This is a genomic window from Collinsella aerofaciens (assembly GCF_039062315.1).
Classification (GTDB): Bacteria; Actinomycetota; Coriobacteriia; order Coriobacteriales; family Coriobacteriaceae; genus Collinsella; species Collinsella aerofaciens_BG.
Genome location: NZ_JBCJBG010000019.1, coordinates 1 through 15,020 on the forward strand (window position 1 = coordinate 1; position 15,020 = coordinate 15,020).

Below are 15,020 nucleotides of genomic sequence, written 5' to 3' on the forward strand. Positions count from 1 at the left end.
GTTTCCTGCTCTACAGTCCTGCGCAAGACGGAAAGCACATTAAGTGCTTTCCTTTGCGTGCGGAACTCGCGATTAACTTCATATGCGTCCCTCCCGGGCGCAAGCAAAAGGGCTGGTTAGTGCCGCTCGCTATTTAGTTAGACAGTCTATTCAGTAGTCAGATTTCAGATCTGTAGATAGACACAGCAGTATTTCCCCTGATAAAACCTACCAAAATAAACCTATCTCATATTGGCCGGTCAGGGCTCAGCGGTCCCGGCACGGGCTAAGTTTATCGCGAGTTCCGCACGAACAGGAGGCCACTTAATGTGGCCTCCGTCATGAGCAGGACTGTAGAGCAGGAAACTTAGCCCGTGCCGGGGCCGCTGAGCCCTGACCGGCGGGATACACAGGTTCAGATGGGGCTTTGATGCATGGGTGGTCTGTTGTTGTCCAAATGGGTATCATACTGTGGTTATTGCATCGACTCTGTGATGCATGTTTGTACGTTCCCGGCGGTCGGTTTGCCAGAAGCGCCCCGTCGGTTGTTCCAGACCAGTTTCGAAGAAAGGAAACCACACTAACCTATGGCAGCTAAAAAATCATCTCCCTTGAAGATCATCCCGCTCGGCGGCCTTGACGGTATCGGTAAGAACATGACGGTCTTCGAGTGCGGCGACGACATGGTGCTCGTCGACGCTGGCCTCATGTTCCCCGACGACTCCCAGCCCGGTATCGACCTGGTGCTTCCTGACTACACCTACGTTCTTGAAAACGAGGAGAAGCTCCGCGGTATCGTCGTCACCCACGGCCACGAGGACCACACCGGTTCGCTTCCGTATCTGCTGCAGGACCTCAACAATAAGGTGCCCATCTTTTCGAGCAAGCTGACGCTTGGCTTTATCGAGGGCAAGCTTTCTGAGTTCCGCATCCGCGCGCCCAAGTTCCGCGAGGTCAAGGGCGGCAGCCATGTCAACCTCGGCGGCATCTCGCTCGATTTCTTTTCGATGACGCACTCTATCCCCGGCGCTCTGGGCGTGTTCATCCGCACCAATCAGGGCACCGTTATGCACACCGGCGACTTTAAGCTCGACCAGACACCCATCGACGGCGTCACGCCCGACTACGCCGCTATCAGCCGCTTTGCCAAGCAGGGTATCGACCTGCTGCTTTCCGACTCCACCAACGCCACGGTTCCGGGCTTTACCAAGTCCGAGGCCGAAGTCGGCCCCAACCTGCTGCACGCCATCAAGAACGCGCCGGGTCGCGTGTTCGTAGCGTCGTTCTCGAGCCACATCCATCGTTTGCAGCAGATCTGCGATGCCGCCCGCAAGTGCGGCCGTAAGGTCGTTGTGACCGGTCGCTCCATGCTCACTAACACCCGCGTGGCGCGCGAGCTTGGCTACCTCAACATCGACGACGCCGATATCATCGATGCCTTTGACATTGATAACCTGCCTGACGACAAGATTGTCGTCATGTGCACCGGTTCGCAGGGCGAGCCGCTGTCGGCCTTGTCCCGCATGGCCAACGGTGAGCACAAGACGCTCTCTATCCACGAGGGCGATACCGTCATCCTCTCGGCAACTCCCGTTCCTGGCAACGAGAAGGCCGTCCAGCAGGTCGTCAACAGCCTGGCCAAGCTCGGCTGCGACGTGTGGGATAAGAACCGCGCTCTCGTCCACGTCTCGGGTCACGGTAGCCAGGAGGAGCTCAAGCTCCTGATGGCCATGGCTAAGCCTACGTACTTTATGCCTGTTCACGGTGAGGCCGTGCATCTGCGCGCCCATGCCCAGCTGGCCCGCAAGATGGGCATCAAGGACGATCATATCTTTATCCTCGATAACGGCGACACGCTCGAGATGCGCGGTGGTATCGTCAAGCGCGGTACACCCGTCGAGTCCGGCGTCGTTTACGTCGACGGCCTGCGTATCGGCGATACCGACCCCATCGTCCTGCGCGATCGCCAGAAGCTCGCCAACGACGGTATGGTCACGGCCGTTGCCATCGTCTCGCTCAAGCACAAGAAGATCGAGGCCATTGAGTTCTCGGGCCGCGGTGTCTCGTTTGCTATCGACGACCAGTTCTCCGAGGATGCCTCCGCGTCCATCATGAAGACGATCGAGAAGGGCAAGTTTAGCTTTACGAGCAGCGGCTCCGATGCCATTCGCAAAGCCGTGCGCGATTCACTCTCCAACTTTATTTGGAGCCGTACGCGCACCCGTCCGATGATCATCCCGGTCGTCATGGAGGTTTAGTTTGGCGCGCGGATCTGCACAAAACGCCAAAGGCAATAAGGCCAATAACCAACCGGCATCTGCTAAGGGTGCCGGTTCCCATCTGCGTGCCAATAAGGGCCACGAGGCGGACTTTGACGATTTTGAGCCCCTGGTCGAGCCCTCGGCCAACCGCGATATTGCCGGCGTGGTCATCGCCGTTTTGGCGATTGCGTCCTTCATTGCCGTGATTTCGCCGGCGACTGCGCCCGTTACGGCTGCGGTTGCCGGTTTCTACCACCTGGGCTTTGGCCTGGGCGCCTACGTGCTGCCGATCGTCATTTTGCTGTTTGCCGCCACGCTCTTTTTAGGCGAGGACTCGCCGCTCAACGTGCGCTCGGTCGCGGGCGGAGCCGTGGTCTTTATCACCGTTGTCTCCATTCTTTCGCTGATGGTGCCGGGTACGAGCGACTCGTGTGACCTTATGTTCACGCCGCAAAATCTGTCCGCCTCGGGTGGCTACATCGGTGCGTTTATTGCGAGTGCGCTGCAGAATGCCCTGGGTAAGCCTATCGCGATGGTGGTCCTGTTGGGTCTGGCCGTCGTTGGTTTTGTCATCATCGGCTTTTCGGTGGGTGGCGTGCTGCGCTCTGCTCGCGACCGCGCGGCCGATTTTGCCGAGCGCCGTCGTGCCGATGTTAACGCGAGCCCGTGGGGTGACGACGAAGCCCTGTCGGTGCCCGGCGTTGCCCGTCCGCACCTGAGCATTCTTCGTCAAAAGGGCTCCGATGCTGCCGTGACCACGGTCATGGGCAACGATGTGGACCCGGTTTTGGACGATGACGACGAGGACGAGGATCCGTTTGTCGACGTATCCGATGCCGTGGAGGCCGAGCGCGCTAAGACGACGCTGCTGCCGCGCCGTCATGTCAAGAAGGGCAAGGCCACGCCCAAGTTGAATACAAGCGAGCCCGACCCGTCTTGGTCCGATAGCGAGATTGAGCTTACCGAGGGCGATGACGAGGACGACGAGGCTCCGATTGAGACCGCAAAGACAACTTTGCTGCCGCGTCGCCATGCTAAGCGCGAACAGGTAACCGGCCAGCTTTCGATGGAAGACGACCCCGATAAGATCGACGAGTCCGAGCCGCCGTTTGCCGTGAATCCTGTCTCGGCAACACCTCAGATTCCCGACTTCTTGAAGCATCCCAAGGTTGCCGATACGGCTGTCGCGGGCGCTGCCGAGGCGCCTACTCCTAGCGATGGGGGAGCGGTCAATGCCCCCGCGGATAACGAGGGCGAAGAAGAGGACGGCCTCAAGCTTCCGCCGCTCGAGATCCTGCACGCCAACCCGCAGTCGGCGTCCTCCGCGTCATCTGACAAGGAGCTGGAACAGACTGCCGAGTCACTGCAATCCACCTTGCTTGAGTTTGGCCGCAGTGCCCGCGTGGTCGGCTGGATCGCCGGCCCCACGGTGACGACCTTTAAGCTGCAACCTGGCGAGGGCGAGCGCGTGAGCAAGATTTCGAGCCTCGAGGACGATATCGCGCTTTCGCTCGCTGCTCAGTCGGTGCGCATCTTTGCCCCGATCCCCGGTACCTCGCTTGTGGGTATCGAGATTCCCAATCGCAAGCGCCAGAACGTCAACCTGGGCGACGTGCTTCCCTATGTGAAGGGCGGTCCGCTCGAGCTGGCCATCGGTCGAGATGCCGAGGGCACGCCGGTCGTCGCTGACCTCGCCAAGATGCCCCACCTGCTGATCGCCGGCACGACCGGTTCTGGTAAGTCGGTGATGATCAATTCCATCATCACGACCCTGCTCATGCGAGCCCTTCCCGAGGACGTTCGCCTGATCATGGTCGACCCCAAGCGCGTCGAGCTTGCGGGCTATAACGGTTTGCCGCATCTCTATGTGCCCGTGGTGACCGAGCCCAAGCAGGCCGCGAGCGCTCTGCAATGGGCCGTGTCCGAGATGGAGCGTCGCCTGAAGGTCTTCGAGCGCCTTAACGTGCGTAAGATCTCGACCTACAACGAAAAGCAGGCCGCCGGCGAGTTTGAGCATTACGACAACCCGCCCCAAAAGATGCCCTATCTGGTCATTATCATCGACGAGCTTTCGGACCTGATGATGGTCGCCGGCAAGGATGTCGAGGCCTCGATCGTTCGTATCGCCCAGCTGGGCCGTGCCGCCGGTATACACCTTATCGTGGCTACGCAGCGCCCCAGCTCCAACGTGGTGACGGGCCTCATCAAGGCCAACATCACCAACCGCATCGCCTTTAACGTCGCCACGGGCATCGACTCGCGCGTCATCATCGACCAGATGGGTGCCGAAAAGCTCACCGGTTTGGGCGACATGCTGTTCTCCAAGGTCGACTGGGGCAAGCCTCGCCGTATCCAGGGCTGCTTTGTCTCGGATGACGAAATCAACGAGATTGTCGAGTTCGTCAAGTCGCAGAGCGAGCCCGACTACCACGAGGAGATCCTGTCTGCCGTGGCGCCCGCTTCCATGTCCATGGTGGGTGGCGGCGGCATTGTCCGCACCGGAGTAGCTGAGCCGCAAGACGATGATCCGCTCATTTGGGAAGCCGCCCATATTGTGGTGGAATCGCAGCTGGGCTCCACATCTGGCCTGCAACGTCGTCTGAAGGTTGGCTATGCGCGTGCCGGGCGTATTATGGACATGCTGGAAGAAAAGGGTGTCGTCGGCCCGCCCGACGGTTCCAAGCCGCGCGAGGTCCTGTTGGACGAGGAGGGGCTTGCCGCGCTGGAATCTGTCGACGCCGAGATGGCACGTGAAGATCGTGAGTTTGGAGGATTCTGATGGCTGCACGCTTTGGTGACATGCTGCTCGAGCAGCGTCGCCGAATGGGCCTTTCCATTCAGCAGGTCGCCAACACCATCAAAATCAGGCCGCAGATCATCGAGTTTTTCGAGACCGGTAACTTTGCTTCGATGCCGCCGCGCGGCTATGCACAGGGCATGATTTCGAGCTATGCTCGCTTTTTGGGCCTCAATCCGCGCGAGGTCGTCAATGCCTACTTTGACGACCTGATGGCATACGAACGCGAAACGTCGCAGCAGGGCGGTCGTTTTCAGGACGCCGCCGGCTACGTCAATTCGCGTTCCTCGGTCGATAACGGGCGCTTCCTGATGGTTCAGGGCGGTCGTTCGACCCGCTATGGACAGCGTCCTCAGCAGGCCGGTTATATTACTGAGACGGGTTCGGGCGAGGAGATTCGCTCACAGCGTGACCGGTTCCGCAGTACGCCGATGCCCGAGGACCGTGCACTTCCCGCTGCCCGCGGCGTGGCGCGTGACCCTCGTGCCGGCTACGGCGACGGCGGCTATTCAGATCGCGGTCACCGTGGTGTCTCCACCGGACGCTCTCGCGGTGGCTATGCGGATGCCGATACCACGCAGGTGACGCCGCGTCTTCGCTCTCAATCACAGCCGTATGGCCAGCGCTCTTCGGCTCCGCGTTCGGGCCAACGTGGCTATCAAGGCCGCGGTGAACTTGCGCCCCGCTCGGGTCAGCGCAGCCTTCAGGGCCAGGGCGGCTATCGCGGCCGTTCCGATAGCAATCGTGGTCGTATGCCTCAGGGAGGCGGCCGCAGCAGTTTCGGTCGTGGACGCGGCGGATCCCGTACTCCTCAAAACAACGGGCTCGATCCGCGTATCGTCTACGCCGGCATCGGTGCCGTGGCGTTGCTGCTGATCGTGCTCATCGTGGTGCTTCTGCGCGGCTGCGCATCTTCGGCGCCCGAGACCACGCCCGAGGCGCCCACTGCTACCAAGACGACGACCAAGAAGTCTTCTAAGAAGACCGAAACGGTCGACGAGGACGAAGACACCGATGAGCCGACGGATGAGTCGACTGATTCGGACGCTACCAAGACGACGGCCAAGAAGGAAGAGAACGAGGTCACGAAGATCAAAGTTTCCGTTGCCAAGGGAAAGACCGCGTGGATTGAGATCAAGGTCGACGGCAAGTCGGTCTATGGCGCTCAGGCGACTGGCCCCTTTGAGCAGGAGTACACGCCCGAGTCCTCGATCGAGATCACCACGTCCAAGCCTTCCGATGTTACCGTTACCAAGAACGGCGAAAAGGTCCGTTACGATACCAAGACCTCGGGCGTGGCACGTGTGACAATCACCGTTCCCAAGAAGGAGACGACTGATTCCGAGAATGGTGAAAGTTCTGATGGTGCCGACGCCACCGATGGTAACGACACCACCGACGGCACCGATGCCCAGTCCACGGATGGCACCGATACCGCAACTGACGGTCAGACGCCCACCGATTCTACCGACTATTCGTACGATAGCTACTAAGCGGCTCGTACGCGAAAGGAAATATCATGGCTAAAGATTCCAGCTTCGACGTCGTGTCCGAGGTCAACATGCAAGAGGTCGACAACGCCTTTCAGCAGACCACGCGCGAGATTTCCCAGCGCTATGACCTTAAGGATTCCGGCGCCACGATCGAGCTTTCGAAGGGCGACAAGCTCTTTACGGTCAACGCCCCAGCCGACTTTGTCTCCAAGCAGATTGTTGACGTGCTGAGCTCCAAGCTCATCAAGCGCGGCATCGACCTCAAGGCTGTCTCGTGGGATGCTCCGCAGGCGGCATCGGGCGGCACCGTGCGCGTGCTCGGCCATATCGTCGAGGGTATCGACCAGGCGACCGCCAAGAAGATCAACAAGGACATCAAGGACCAAAAGCTCAAGGTCAAGGTGACCATCGAGGCCGACAAGCTGCGTGTTTCCTCTGCTTCGAAGGACGCGTTGCAGACCGTGATCCAGTTCCTGCGCGACCAGGACTACGGCCAGCCGCTGCAGTTCACCAACTACCGCTAATATCATTTGAAAGGACCGCTCTCCAACATGGATACACCGTTGGGCTCCGTGCTCTACATCACCCTCGGGTGCGCTAAGAACGAGGTTGACACCGACCGCATGCGTTCTCTTTTGACCGCCGCAGGCTACGAGGAGGCATTCGACCCGCAGGATGCCGATATCGCCATCGTCAATACTTGCTCGTTCCTCGCTTCCGCAACGTCCGAGAGCATCGAGACCACGCTCGAGCTCGCCAACGAGGTTCAGGACGGCGTTCGTTCTTGCCCCATCGTCATGTGTGGCTGCGTGCCGTCGCGCTATGGCGACGACCTGCCTGACGAGCTGCCCGAGGTCGCTGCCTTTGTGAAGGCCGACGAGGAAGATGGCATCGTGGCGGTCATCGATGGCGTGCTGGGTGTCGAGCGTGAGATTGCAGCCTATATCCCGCAGGTCAAACGTACCGTCGAGGGTGCTGTCGCTTACGTCAAGATTTCCGATGGCTGCAACCGTTTCTGCAGCTTCTGCATGATTCCCTATATCCGCGGCCGCTATCATTCGCGCAATGCCGAGAGCATCATCTCCGAGGTGCGCGACCTGGTTGCCGGCGGTGTGCGCGAGATCGTGCTGATCGGCCAGGACACGGGCATCTGGGGTACCGACTTTGCCGACGAGGACGTCGCCGATGGCTCGCCGCGCAATCTGGCGCAGCTGCTGTGTGCCGTCGCCGAGGCCGTGCGCCCGCACAACGTCTGGGTCCGCGTGCTCTATCTGCAGCCCGAGGGCATGACTGACGAGCTCATTGAGACCATTCGTGATACGCCCGAGGTGCTGCCCTATATCGATATCCCCGTGCAGCACTGCGACGCGCGCATTCTCAAGGCCATGCGTCGCTCCGGTTCGCGCCAGGAGCTCGAGGATCTGTTCCGCGACCTTCGTGAGCGTATCCCCGGCATCGTGATCCGTTCCACGGCCATGGTCGGCTTCCCGACCGAGACCGACGACGAGTTCCGCGACCTTATCGACTTTATGGACACCGTCGGCTTTGACTACACGAGCGTCTTTGCCTACTCGCAGGAGGAGGGCAGCCTGGCCGCTAAGATGGAGGGTCAGGTCGACGAAGAGGCCAAGCTCGAGCGCGCCCAGGAGGCCATGGACCTGGCCGAGTCGCTCGGTTTTGCCGCCACCGCCGCCCACGTGGGCGAGCGCGCCCAGGTGATCGTCGACGGTATCGAAGAGACCGAGGACGGCGCCGAGCTGATCGGCCATGCCTGGTTCCAGGCGCCCGATTCCGATGGAGCGGTGCATCTGGACGCCAGCGAGGCGTCCGTGGGCGATATTCTGACTGTCGAGTTTACCGATAGCTTCTGCTATGAGCTTATCGGTCATGTTGTGGAGTAGGAGAGCGTCGTGGCAAACGAGAGCAATAAGGAACTGACGAGTGTCTGGACGCCCGCCAACATCGTGACGTGCGTTCGCATCGTCTTTATCCCGGTGTTCATGATCGTCTCGGCTCTGTCTCAAACGAGTGTTGCCGGTACGGATTGGAGCACCTTTGACGGCCCGCTCGCCGCCGCTGCCTTCATTCTGTATGTGATCCTGTCGTGCACCGATAAGGTCGACGGCTACCTGGCGCGCTCGCGCAACGAGATTACCGATTTCGGTAAGTTCTTGGACCCCATCGCCGACAAGCTGCTCGTGTTCTCGGCCTTGCTGCTGTTCTTGGACTTTGGCACCGTGACGGTTTGGTCCGTGTTCATCATCTTGTTCCGCGAGCTGTTGGTAAGCGCCCTGCGCATGGTTGCGAGTGCGGCCGGTGTGGTCGTTGCAGCCGATAAGCTCGGCAAGTACAAGACGGCAACCACGATGGTTTCCATCTGCGGTTACCTGTGCGTTTTTGCTATGGCCGGCTTGCACCTTGGCCCGGTGGCGCTGACGCTCGGCATCTACTCGGTGTCGCGCTTCCTGTATGCCGTTGCCGTTGTCTTGACCGTTATCTCGGGCGCCCAGTACTTCTGGAACTGCCGCAAGATAGTCTTTTCCGTCTAGGTCCTGGTAGGCATGACGGAATCATTTGAGCAGATTGCCGCGCATAACGAAGAGCTCGCACGCGATATTGTCGAGCGTGCAAGCTTTCGTGGTGTGACGGTTTCGACGGCTGAATCTCTGACAGCTGGCATGATCGCCTCGACGATCGCCGATATCCCTGGTGCCTCGGCGGTGCTGCGTGGCGGTGCGGTGACCTACTGCGATGAGATTAAGCATCGCGTGCTGGGTGTTGAGCAGGAGACGCTCGACCGCTACACTGCGGTGTCGCACCAGACTGCGCGCGAGATGGCGTCGGGTTCGCTGGAGCTGTACCAGAGCGATATTGCAGTGAGCGCAACGGGTTATGCCGGCCCCGGCGGTGGTACTGAGGACGATCCGGCGGGCACTTTCTATATTGGCTGGGCGCATCGTTCCGCCGATGGGGGCGTGCCGGTCGTGGACTTTGTGCGCTGCCACTATGAGGGTGACCGTTCGTGTGTTCGTGCCCATGCGGTCACGGAGGCATTGGGTCGCATTGCCCTTGTGCTCAATTCTATGGAATAGACGTGTTTTAAGGGGCCTCCGAGCCCCTTAATTGTGGAGATGGGGACCTTAGGCTCATTGGCGTTTGTGCTGGTTGTAGATGTATTTTTGCCTGCCTTGTTCATATTTGGTCCTTTGTGGTCAAGCATTTGGTCAGTGTTTGGTCGGCGTTTGGTTGGGTTTTGGAAAGACCGCCTGCATATGATTGGCCTGAACGGTTGACCACGAACAGCCGTTCGTTTATTATCGATGCAGGTTGTTAAGAGGAGGGCTATTCATGGCCAAGAATTCAGGTCCCGTACGTACCGTTCATGCTCGCACGACGGGTAAAGAGCGCGATGAGATGATCGCCACCACCAAGGCCGAGATCGAGAAGAAATTCGGCCAGGGTTCCATCATGAGGTACGGCGACGGTGGTCCCGAGCTCGAGGTCGAGGCCATTCCCACGGGCGCCCTGGCCCTCGATGCCGCGCTGGGTATCGGCGGCGTGCCGCGCGGCCGAATCGTCGAGATCTACGGTCCCGAGTCCTCCGGTAAGACGACGCTTTCGCTCGAGATCCTGGCCGAGGCCCAGGCAATGGGTGGCGTTGTGGCATTTATCGATGCCGAGCACGCGCTCGATCCCACGTATGCCGCGCGCATCGGCGTGGATATCGACGAGGTGCTCATTTCCCAGCCCGATACGGGTGAGCAGGCGCTCGAGATCGTTGACATGCTCGTGCGTTCCGGCGCCATCGATGCCATCGTCGTCGACTCCGTCGCCGCGCTGACCCCGCGTGCCGAGATCGAGGGAGAAATCGGCGACACTACGGTCGGTCTTCAGGCTCGCCTGATGAGCCAAGCTCTTCGCAAGCTCGCCGGCTCGCTGTCCAAGTCCAACACGACGTGCATCTTCATTAACCAGCTGCGTGAGAAGATCGGCGTCATGTTCGGCAACCCCGAGACTACGACGGGCGGCCGCGCCCTTAAGTTCTTCTCTTCGGTGCGTATCGACATTCGTCGTATCGACAGCATTAAGCTTAAGGACGAGGTTATCGGTAACCGCGTGCGCGCCAAGGTCGTTAAGAACAAGGTGGCAGCTCCGTTCCGTTCTGCTGAGTTCGACATCATGTACGGTACGGGCATCTCTAAGGAGGGCTCGATTCTGGACATGGCTGTCGAGTGCGGCATCTGCAAGAAGATGGGCTCCTGGTTTGCCTATGGCGAGGACAAGCTCGGCAACGGTCGCGAGGCCGCCAAGGCTTTCCTGCGCGAACACCCCGATTGCGCCGATGAGATTGAGCATAAGGTCCGCCTTGCCTGCGGGCTTGAGTTTGATGACGATGCTCCGTCCGAGGTCGAGCTGACCGATCAGCCTGCGCCTGAGGAGTTTGACGAGCTTTACGCCATCGATGGTTCCGCCATGCTCGATGATGACGACGAGTAGCGGTTACGCTCATGTCGTATACGGTGACCGAGGCCACGGTCGTCTTTCCCGATAAGAAGGCGGCCTCCTCGTTCTCGAGCGGGTATGCGTCCAAAAAGCCTTGCGCACATATCGATTGTGAGCTTGAGGGCGGTTTTGAGCGGTCCATTTGGATTCCCGTGCGGGTCGCGCGGCTGTATGTCAAAAACCGCCCCGATCTTCCCTGTGATTGGGACAACTTTCGTGAGGCGGTGCAGCTCATCGAGCGTAAATGTGCACTTACCATGGTGACCGAGATGTTATCGCGCCGCGACCATGCGACGGGTGAGGTCCGTGACAAGTTGGCTCGCTACGGCTTTCGCCAGCCCGCGATTGATTTCGCCGTCGAGCGCGCCACCGAGTATCGCTTTTTAGACGAGAACCGCTTTTGCTCGTACTTTATCGAGGAACGCAAGCGGCGCGGTTGGGGACAGCGCAAAATCGAGACCGAGCTCAAGCGACGTCATGTTGTGCTCGATGACATTCCCGGTTATCCCGAGGATTATTTTGCCGTCGAAGACGATTTGGCGCGTGCGTCAGCCCTGCTCGCCAAGCGGCGTGTTCCAGAGACGCGCGGATTCGAAAAACTGGTTCGGTTTTTGATGGGCAAGGGCTTCTCGTATCACATCGCCGCCGATGCCGTTAAGGCACGTCTCGATGCCGAATGCGAGGAATGTGCGGTTTAGGCGTATGCGTTTTGTGGTCCTGCCGTTCACCGCGTTTTAGCCGCCGTACTGGGGCCATTTATTTGACAGTTGTTGTGGTTCAACGTACGATAAACACTGTCATTTGCTTTGTGATATGTGCTCATCTGTGATGAGTTTGTTTATATGTTTATCTGTATCCGACCCGCATAAGCTGCGCCCATATTACTCAAATGTCGCGAGCCGTTCGTAAGGACGGTTCGCTTTGTTGTGTAACGAATCCATAAAAAGGAGTGAGCATGCCTATCATCGCAGCGCTCGTTGGCATCGTTTTAGGTGCCATCGCCGCCATTGCCTACATGCGCACCGCCAAGCAGGGTAGTCTTCATGAGGCCGACGAAAAGATCCAGTCGGCACACGCACAGGCTGAGTCCCTGATCGGCGATGCAAAGCGTCAGGCCGAGACCCTCAAAAAAGAGGCTCTGCTCGAGGCTAAAGAGGAGATCATCAAGAACAAGCAGGCCGCCGAGGCCGAGGACAAGCAGCGTAAGAGCGAGATTCGTACGCTCGAGAACCGCGTGATGCAGCGCGAGGAATCCCTTGATCGCCGCAACGACGCTCTCGACAAGCGCGAGCATCAGCTGTCCAGTCAGGCCGGTCAGGTCGAGAAGCGCTCCCGTGAGCTCGAGGAGCTCTGCGCAAAGCAGACCTCCGAGCTCGAGCGTATCGCCGACCTTACCCGCGAGGATGCCCACAAGGAGCTCCTCGATAAGGTTCGCGGCGAGGTCACCCACGAGGCCGCCACGATCATTCGCGAGTCCGAGCAGCAGGTTCGCGCCGAGTGCCACAAGACCGCCCAGGAGATTCTGTCCCTGGCGATTCAGCGCTGCGCTGCCGACCACACTGCCGAGGTCACCGTTACCTCCGTGCACATTCCCTCTGATGACCTCAAGGGCCGTATTATCGGTCGCGAGGGTCGCAACATCCGCACCTTCGAGCAGGTTTCCGGCGTCAACCTCGTGATCGACGACACGCCCGAGACCGTCGTTCTTTCGAGCTTCGACCCGGTCCGTCGTGAGACCGCCCGTGTCGCCCTCGAGAACCTCATCGCCGACGGCCGCATTCACCCTGCCCGCATCGAGGAGATGTATCACAAGGCTGCCGACCTGGTTCAGCAGCGCGTGCGCGAGGCTGGCGAGCAGGCTGCCTTCGATACTGGCATCCACGACCTGCACCCCGAGATCGTCAAGACCCTTGGTGCCTTGCGCTACCGTACCTCGTTTGGTCAGAACGTGCTTCAGCACTCCCTCGAGGTCTCTGATCTCTGCGGCGTGATGGCTTCCGAGCTTGGCCTGGACGTTGTGACCGCCAAGCGCGCCGGTCTGCTTCACGACCTGGGCAAGGCAATTGACCACGACGTCGAGGGCCCGCATGCCGTCATCGGCGCCGAGCTCGCCCGTCGTTATGGCGAGAAGCCCGTTATCGTCCACGCTATCGAGGCTCACCATGCCGATGTCGACCCCAACACGGTGCTCGATGTCCTGGTGCAGGCCGCCGATGCTGTCTCAGCCTCTCGCCCCGGTGCCCGTCGCGAGTCTGCCGAGAACTACATCAAGCGCCTTGAGAAGCTCGAGGAGATCGCCAACTCCCATGACGGCGTCGAGCGTACCTATGCCATGCAGGCTGGTCGCGAGGTCCATGTCATGGTTCAGCCGGACAAGATCTCCGATGCCCAGTCCACGGTTCTGGCTCACGATATCGCCCATCAGATCGAGGAAGAGATGGAGTATCCCGGTCAGGTGCGCGTCGTCGTGATTCGCGAGAGCCGCGCTGTCGATATCGCTAAATAATATGAGCGACGCGAACGAGCTCATCTCATTTATCGCGTCGATGTCGGGGGAGGGCAACCTTCGCGTCGAGGAGAACCTTGGCGAGGGGTATGTCCGCCTCCGCGTTTCGGAGGCCGAGCGGCGCCAGGCAAAGCACGACATTCAGCATGTCGAGGATATCGTCATCGAAATGCTCCGTAATGCTCGCGATGCCGGCGCCGACAAGGTCTATCTCGCCACGACCAAGGAAGATGGCGTCCGCACGCTTGTCTTTCTGGATAACGGCTCGGGTGTTCCGCAGGATATGCAAGAGCGAATCTTCGATGCTCGCGTTACCTCAAAGCTCGAGAGCATGAAGATGGACCGTTGGGGCGTTCACGGTCGTGGCATGGCATTGTTTTCGATCAAGCAGAACACCGACGAGGCCCGCGTGGTCACGTCTGGTGTCGATCTTGGCTCAGCCTTTAAGGTGAGCGTTGCGGCCGACCGCCTCAGCGAGCGTGCCGATCAGTCCAGCTGGCCCCAGGCCGTCAAGGATGAGGACGGACGTTATGTCTGTGCTCGCGGTCCGCATAATATTATTCGCGCTGCCTGTGAGTTTGCGCTCGAGGAGTTGCGTGGTTGCGATGTCTATCTTGGTTCTCCGTCTGAGATTGCCGCGACCCTTTATGCTCAGGCGTCAAGTCGGCTCGATACGTCTCGTCTCCTGTTTATTGATGATGAGAGCGAGCTTCCGGTTGTCGATCGTTTAGGCCTTGCCTCTGATGCCGAGGACTTTATTCGTATTTGTTCGGGTTTGGGTCTTGAGATGTCCGAGCGCACGGCCCATCGCATTTTGGCAGGGCAGATTAAGCCCGTTCGCGGTGTGACTGCGCGTCTGCTGCGCAAGCGTGACTCATCCTCGCATGCGCCGGCTCCTGTCGATCTCGCGAAGGATCGTCGTGGGCTGCGTATTGCCAAGGATGACATGGCACAGTTTTCGCGTGCTGTGGAGCGCGACTTTAATGACCTTGCCGCCCGGTACTATCTCAATCTTTGCGGCGACCCAAAGATCCGTGTTTCGCGTGATCGAATCACCGTGACCTTCGATCTTGCCAAAGAGGAATAGTGCCTTTACCGAGTCCACTCGGTACGATAAAGTTATTGCAGTTAAAACGTACTTTTAAACGCAGGAGTTTCTTCATGGATTGCCTGAAGGTATCAAGCAAATCATCGCCCGCGTCCGTTGCCGGCGCCATCGCCGGCATGGTCAAGGATGGTGTACCCGTCAACATCCAGTGTGTCGGTGCCGGTGCTGTCAACCAGGCCATTAAGGCCGTTGCTATCGCGCGCGGTTTTTTGATTCCAACCGGTTTTGATATTTCCTGCGCGCCTGTGTTCTCCGACATCCTCATTAACGGGGAGTCGCGCACGGCCATCCGCCTTTCTATCTACGTTCACCAGATCAATCGAGCTGCTATGGATAACGTCGTCATGGATGATGTTAAGCCTGTGGCATAGCT

The 15,020-nt window shown here is 59.4% G+C and carries 12 protein-coding genes; all 12 read left to right on the forward strand.

What is annotated here, in order from left to right; all coding sequences use genetic code 11:
- Positions 1-566: 566 nt before the first annotated feature.
- The 12 genes from ABCP74_RS08295 (at position 567) to ABCP74_RS08350 (ending at position 15,018) form a co-directional block, all read left to right on the forward strand.
- Positions 567-2,237, forward strand: coding sequence for a ribonuclease J (locus ABCP74_RS08295; protein ID WP_006235967.1), 1,671 nt, complete (start codon positions 567-569; stop codon positions 2,235-2,237).
- 1 nt (position 2,238) lies between these two features.
- The gene (locus ABCP74_RS08300; protein WP_343001568.1) at positions 2,239-5,019 is read left to right on the forward strand and encodes an FtsK/SpoIIIE family DNA translocase; all 2,781 of its coding nucleotides are present in this window, start codon (positions 2,239-2,241) and stop codon (positions 5,017-5,019) included.
- Positions 5,019-6,530: a RodZ domain-containing protein gene (locus ABCP74_RS08305; protein ID WP_343001569.1), complete on the forward strand. Its 1,512-nt coding sequence runs from the start codon at positions 5,019-5,021 to the stop codon at positions 6,528-6,530. The genes ABCP74_RS08300 and ABCP74_RS08305 overlap by 1 nt, the downstream gene beginning before the upstream one ends.
- 26 nt (positions 6,531-6,556) lie before the next feature.
- The gene (locus tag ABCP74_RS08310) at positions 6,557-7,054 is read left to right on the forward strand and encodes a YajQ family cyclic di-GMP-binding protein (RefSeq protein ID WP_343001570.1); all 498 of its coding nucleotides are present in this window, start codon (positions 6,557-6,559) and stop codon (positions 7,052-7,054) included.
- A 27-nt stretch (positions 7,055-7,081) separates the two neighbouring features.
- Complete coding sequence (gene rimO, locus ABCP74_RS08315; protein ID WP_343001571.1) at positions 7,082-8,431, forward strand: 30S ribosomal protein S12 methylthiotransferase RimO; 1,350 nt, start codon at positions 7,082-7,084, stop codon at positions 8,429-8,431.
- A gap of 99 nt (positions 8,432-8,530) precedes the next feature.
- Positions 8,531-9,079, forward strand: a complete 549-nt coding sequence (gene pgsA / locus ABCP74_RS08320; protein ID WP_425458554.1) for a CDP-diacylglycerol--glycerol-3-phosphate 3-phosphatidyltransferase — start codon at positions 8,531-8,533, stop codon at positions 9,077-9,079.
- A gap of 12 nt (positions 9,080-9,091) precedes the next feature.
- Positions 9,092-9,622: a CinA family protein gene (locus ABCP74_RS08325; protein WP_161161358.1), complete on the forward strand. Its 531-nt coding sequence runs from the start codon at positions 9,092-9,094 to the stop codon at positions 9,620-9,622.
- A gap of 256 nt (positions 9,623-9,878) precedes the next feature.
- Positions 9,879-11,027 carry a recombinase RecA gene (gene recA, locus ABCP74_RS08330; protein WP_022094695.1) on the forward strand — a complete coding sequence of 383 codons (1,149 nt, stop codon included), beginning with the start codon at positions 9,879-9,881 and terminating at the stop codon, positions 11,025-11,027.
- An 11-nt stretch (positions 11,028-11,038) separates the two neighbouring features.
- Positions 11,039-11,731, forward strand: coding sequence for a regulatory protein RecX (locus ABCP74_RS08335; protein ID WP_343001573.1), 693 nt, complete (start codon positions 11,039-11,041; stop codon positions 11,729-11,731).
- Between the two features lie 257 nt (positions 11,732-11,988).
- Positions 11,989-13,539: a ribonuclease Y gene (rny, locus tag ABCP74_RS08340; protein WP_115596193.1), complete on the forward strand. Its 1,551-nt coding sequence runs from the start codon at positions 11,989-11,991 to the stop codon at positions 13,537-13,539.
- Between the two features lies 1 nt (position 13,540).
- Positions 13,541-14,626 (forward strand): ATP-binding protein, encoded by a 1,086-nt coding sequence (locus tag ABCP74_RS08345; protein ID WP_343001574.1) that lies wholly within the window; start codon positions 13,541-13,543, stop codon positions 14,624-14,626.
- 74 nt (positions 14,627-14,700) lie between these two features.
- Positions 14,701-15,018: a stage V sporulation protein S gene (locus ABCP74_RS08350; RefSeq protein ID WP_006235982.1), complete on the forward strand. Its 318-nt coding sequence runs from the start codon at positions 14,701-14,703 to the stop codon at positions 15,016-15,018.
- Positions 15,019-15,020: the final 2 nt, after the last annotated feature.

Excerpts from the sequence above, each read along its gene's own strand:
- ABCP74_RS08295 (WP_006235967.1), top strand. The coding sequence starts at position 567 with ATGGCAGCTAAAAAATCATCTCCCTTGAAGATCATCCCGCTCGGCGGC.
- ABCP74_RS08305 (WP_343001569.1), top strand. The coding sequence starts at position 5,019 with ATGGCTGCACGCTTTGGTGACATGCTGCTCGAGCAGCGTCGCCGAATG.
- ABCP74_RS08310 (WP_343001570.1), top strand. The coding sequence starts at position 6,557 with ATGGCTAAAGATTCCAGCTTCGACGTCGTGTCCGAGGTCAACATGCAA.
- rimO (WP_343001571.1), top strand. The coding sequence starts at position 7,082 with ATGGATACACCGTTGGGCTCCGTGCTCTACATCACCCTCGGGTGCGCT.
- pgsA (WP_425458554.1), top strand. The coding sequence starts at position 8,531 with ATGATCGTCTCGGCTCTGTCTCAAACGAGTGTTGCCGGTACGGATTGG.
- ABCP74_RS08325 (WP_161161358.1), top strand. The coding sequence starts at position 9,092 with ATGACGGAATCATTTGAGCAGATTGCCGCGCATAACGAAGAGCTCGCA.
- recA (WP_022094695.1), top strand. The coding sequence starts at position 9,879 with ATGGCCAAGAATTCAGGTCCCGTACGTACCGTTCATGCTCGCACGACG.
- ABCP74_RS08335 (WP_343001573.1), top strand. The coding sequence starts at position 11,039 with ATGTCGTATACGGTGACCGAGGCCACGGTCGTCTTTCCCGATAAGAAG.
- rny (WP_115596193.1), top strand. The coding sequence starts at position 11,989 with ATGCCTATCATCGCAGCGCTCGTTGGCATCGTTTTAGGTGCCATCGCC.
- ABCP74_RS08345 (WP_343001574.1), top strand. The coding sequence starts at position 13,541 with ATGAGCGACGCGAACGAGCTCATCTCATTTATCGCGTCGATGTCGGGG.
- ABCP74_RS08350 (WP_006235982.1), top strand. The coding sequence starts at position 14,701 with ATGGATTGCCTGAAGGTATCAAGCAAATCATCGCCCGCGTCCGTTGCC.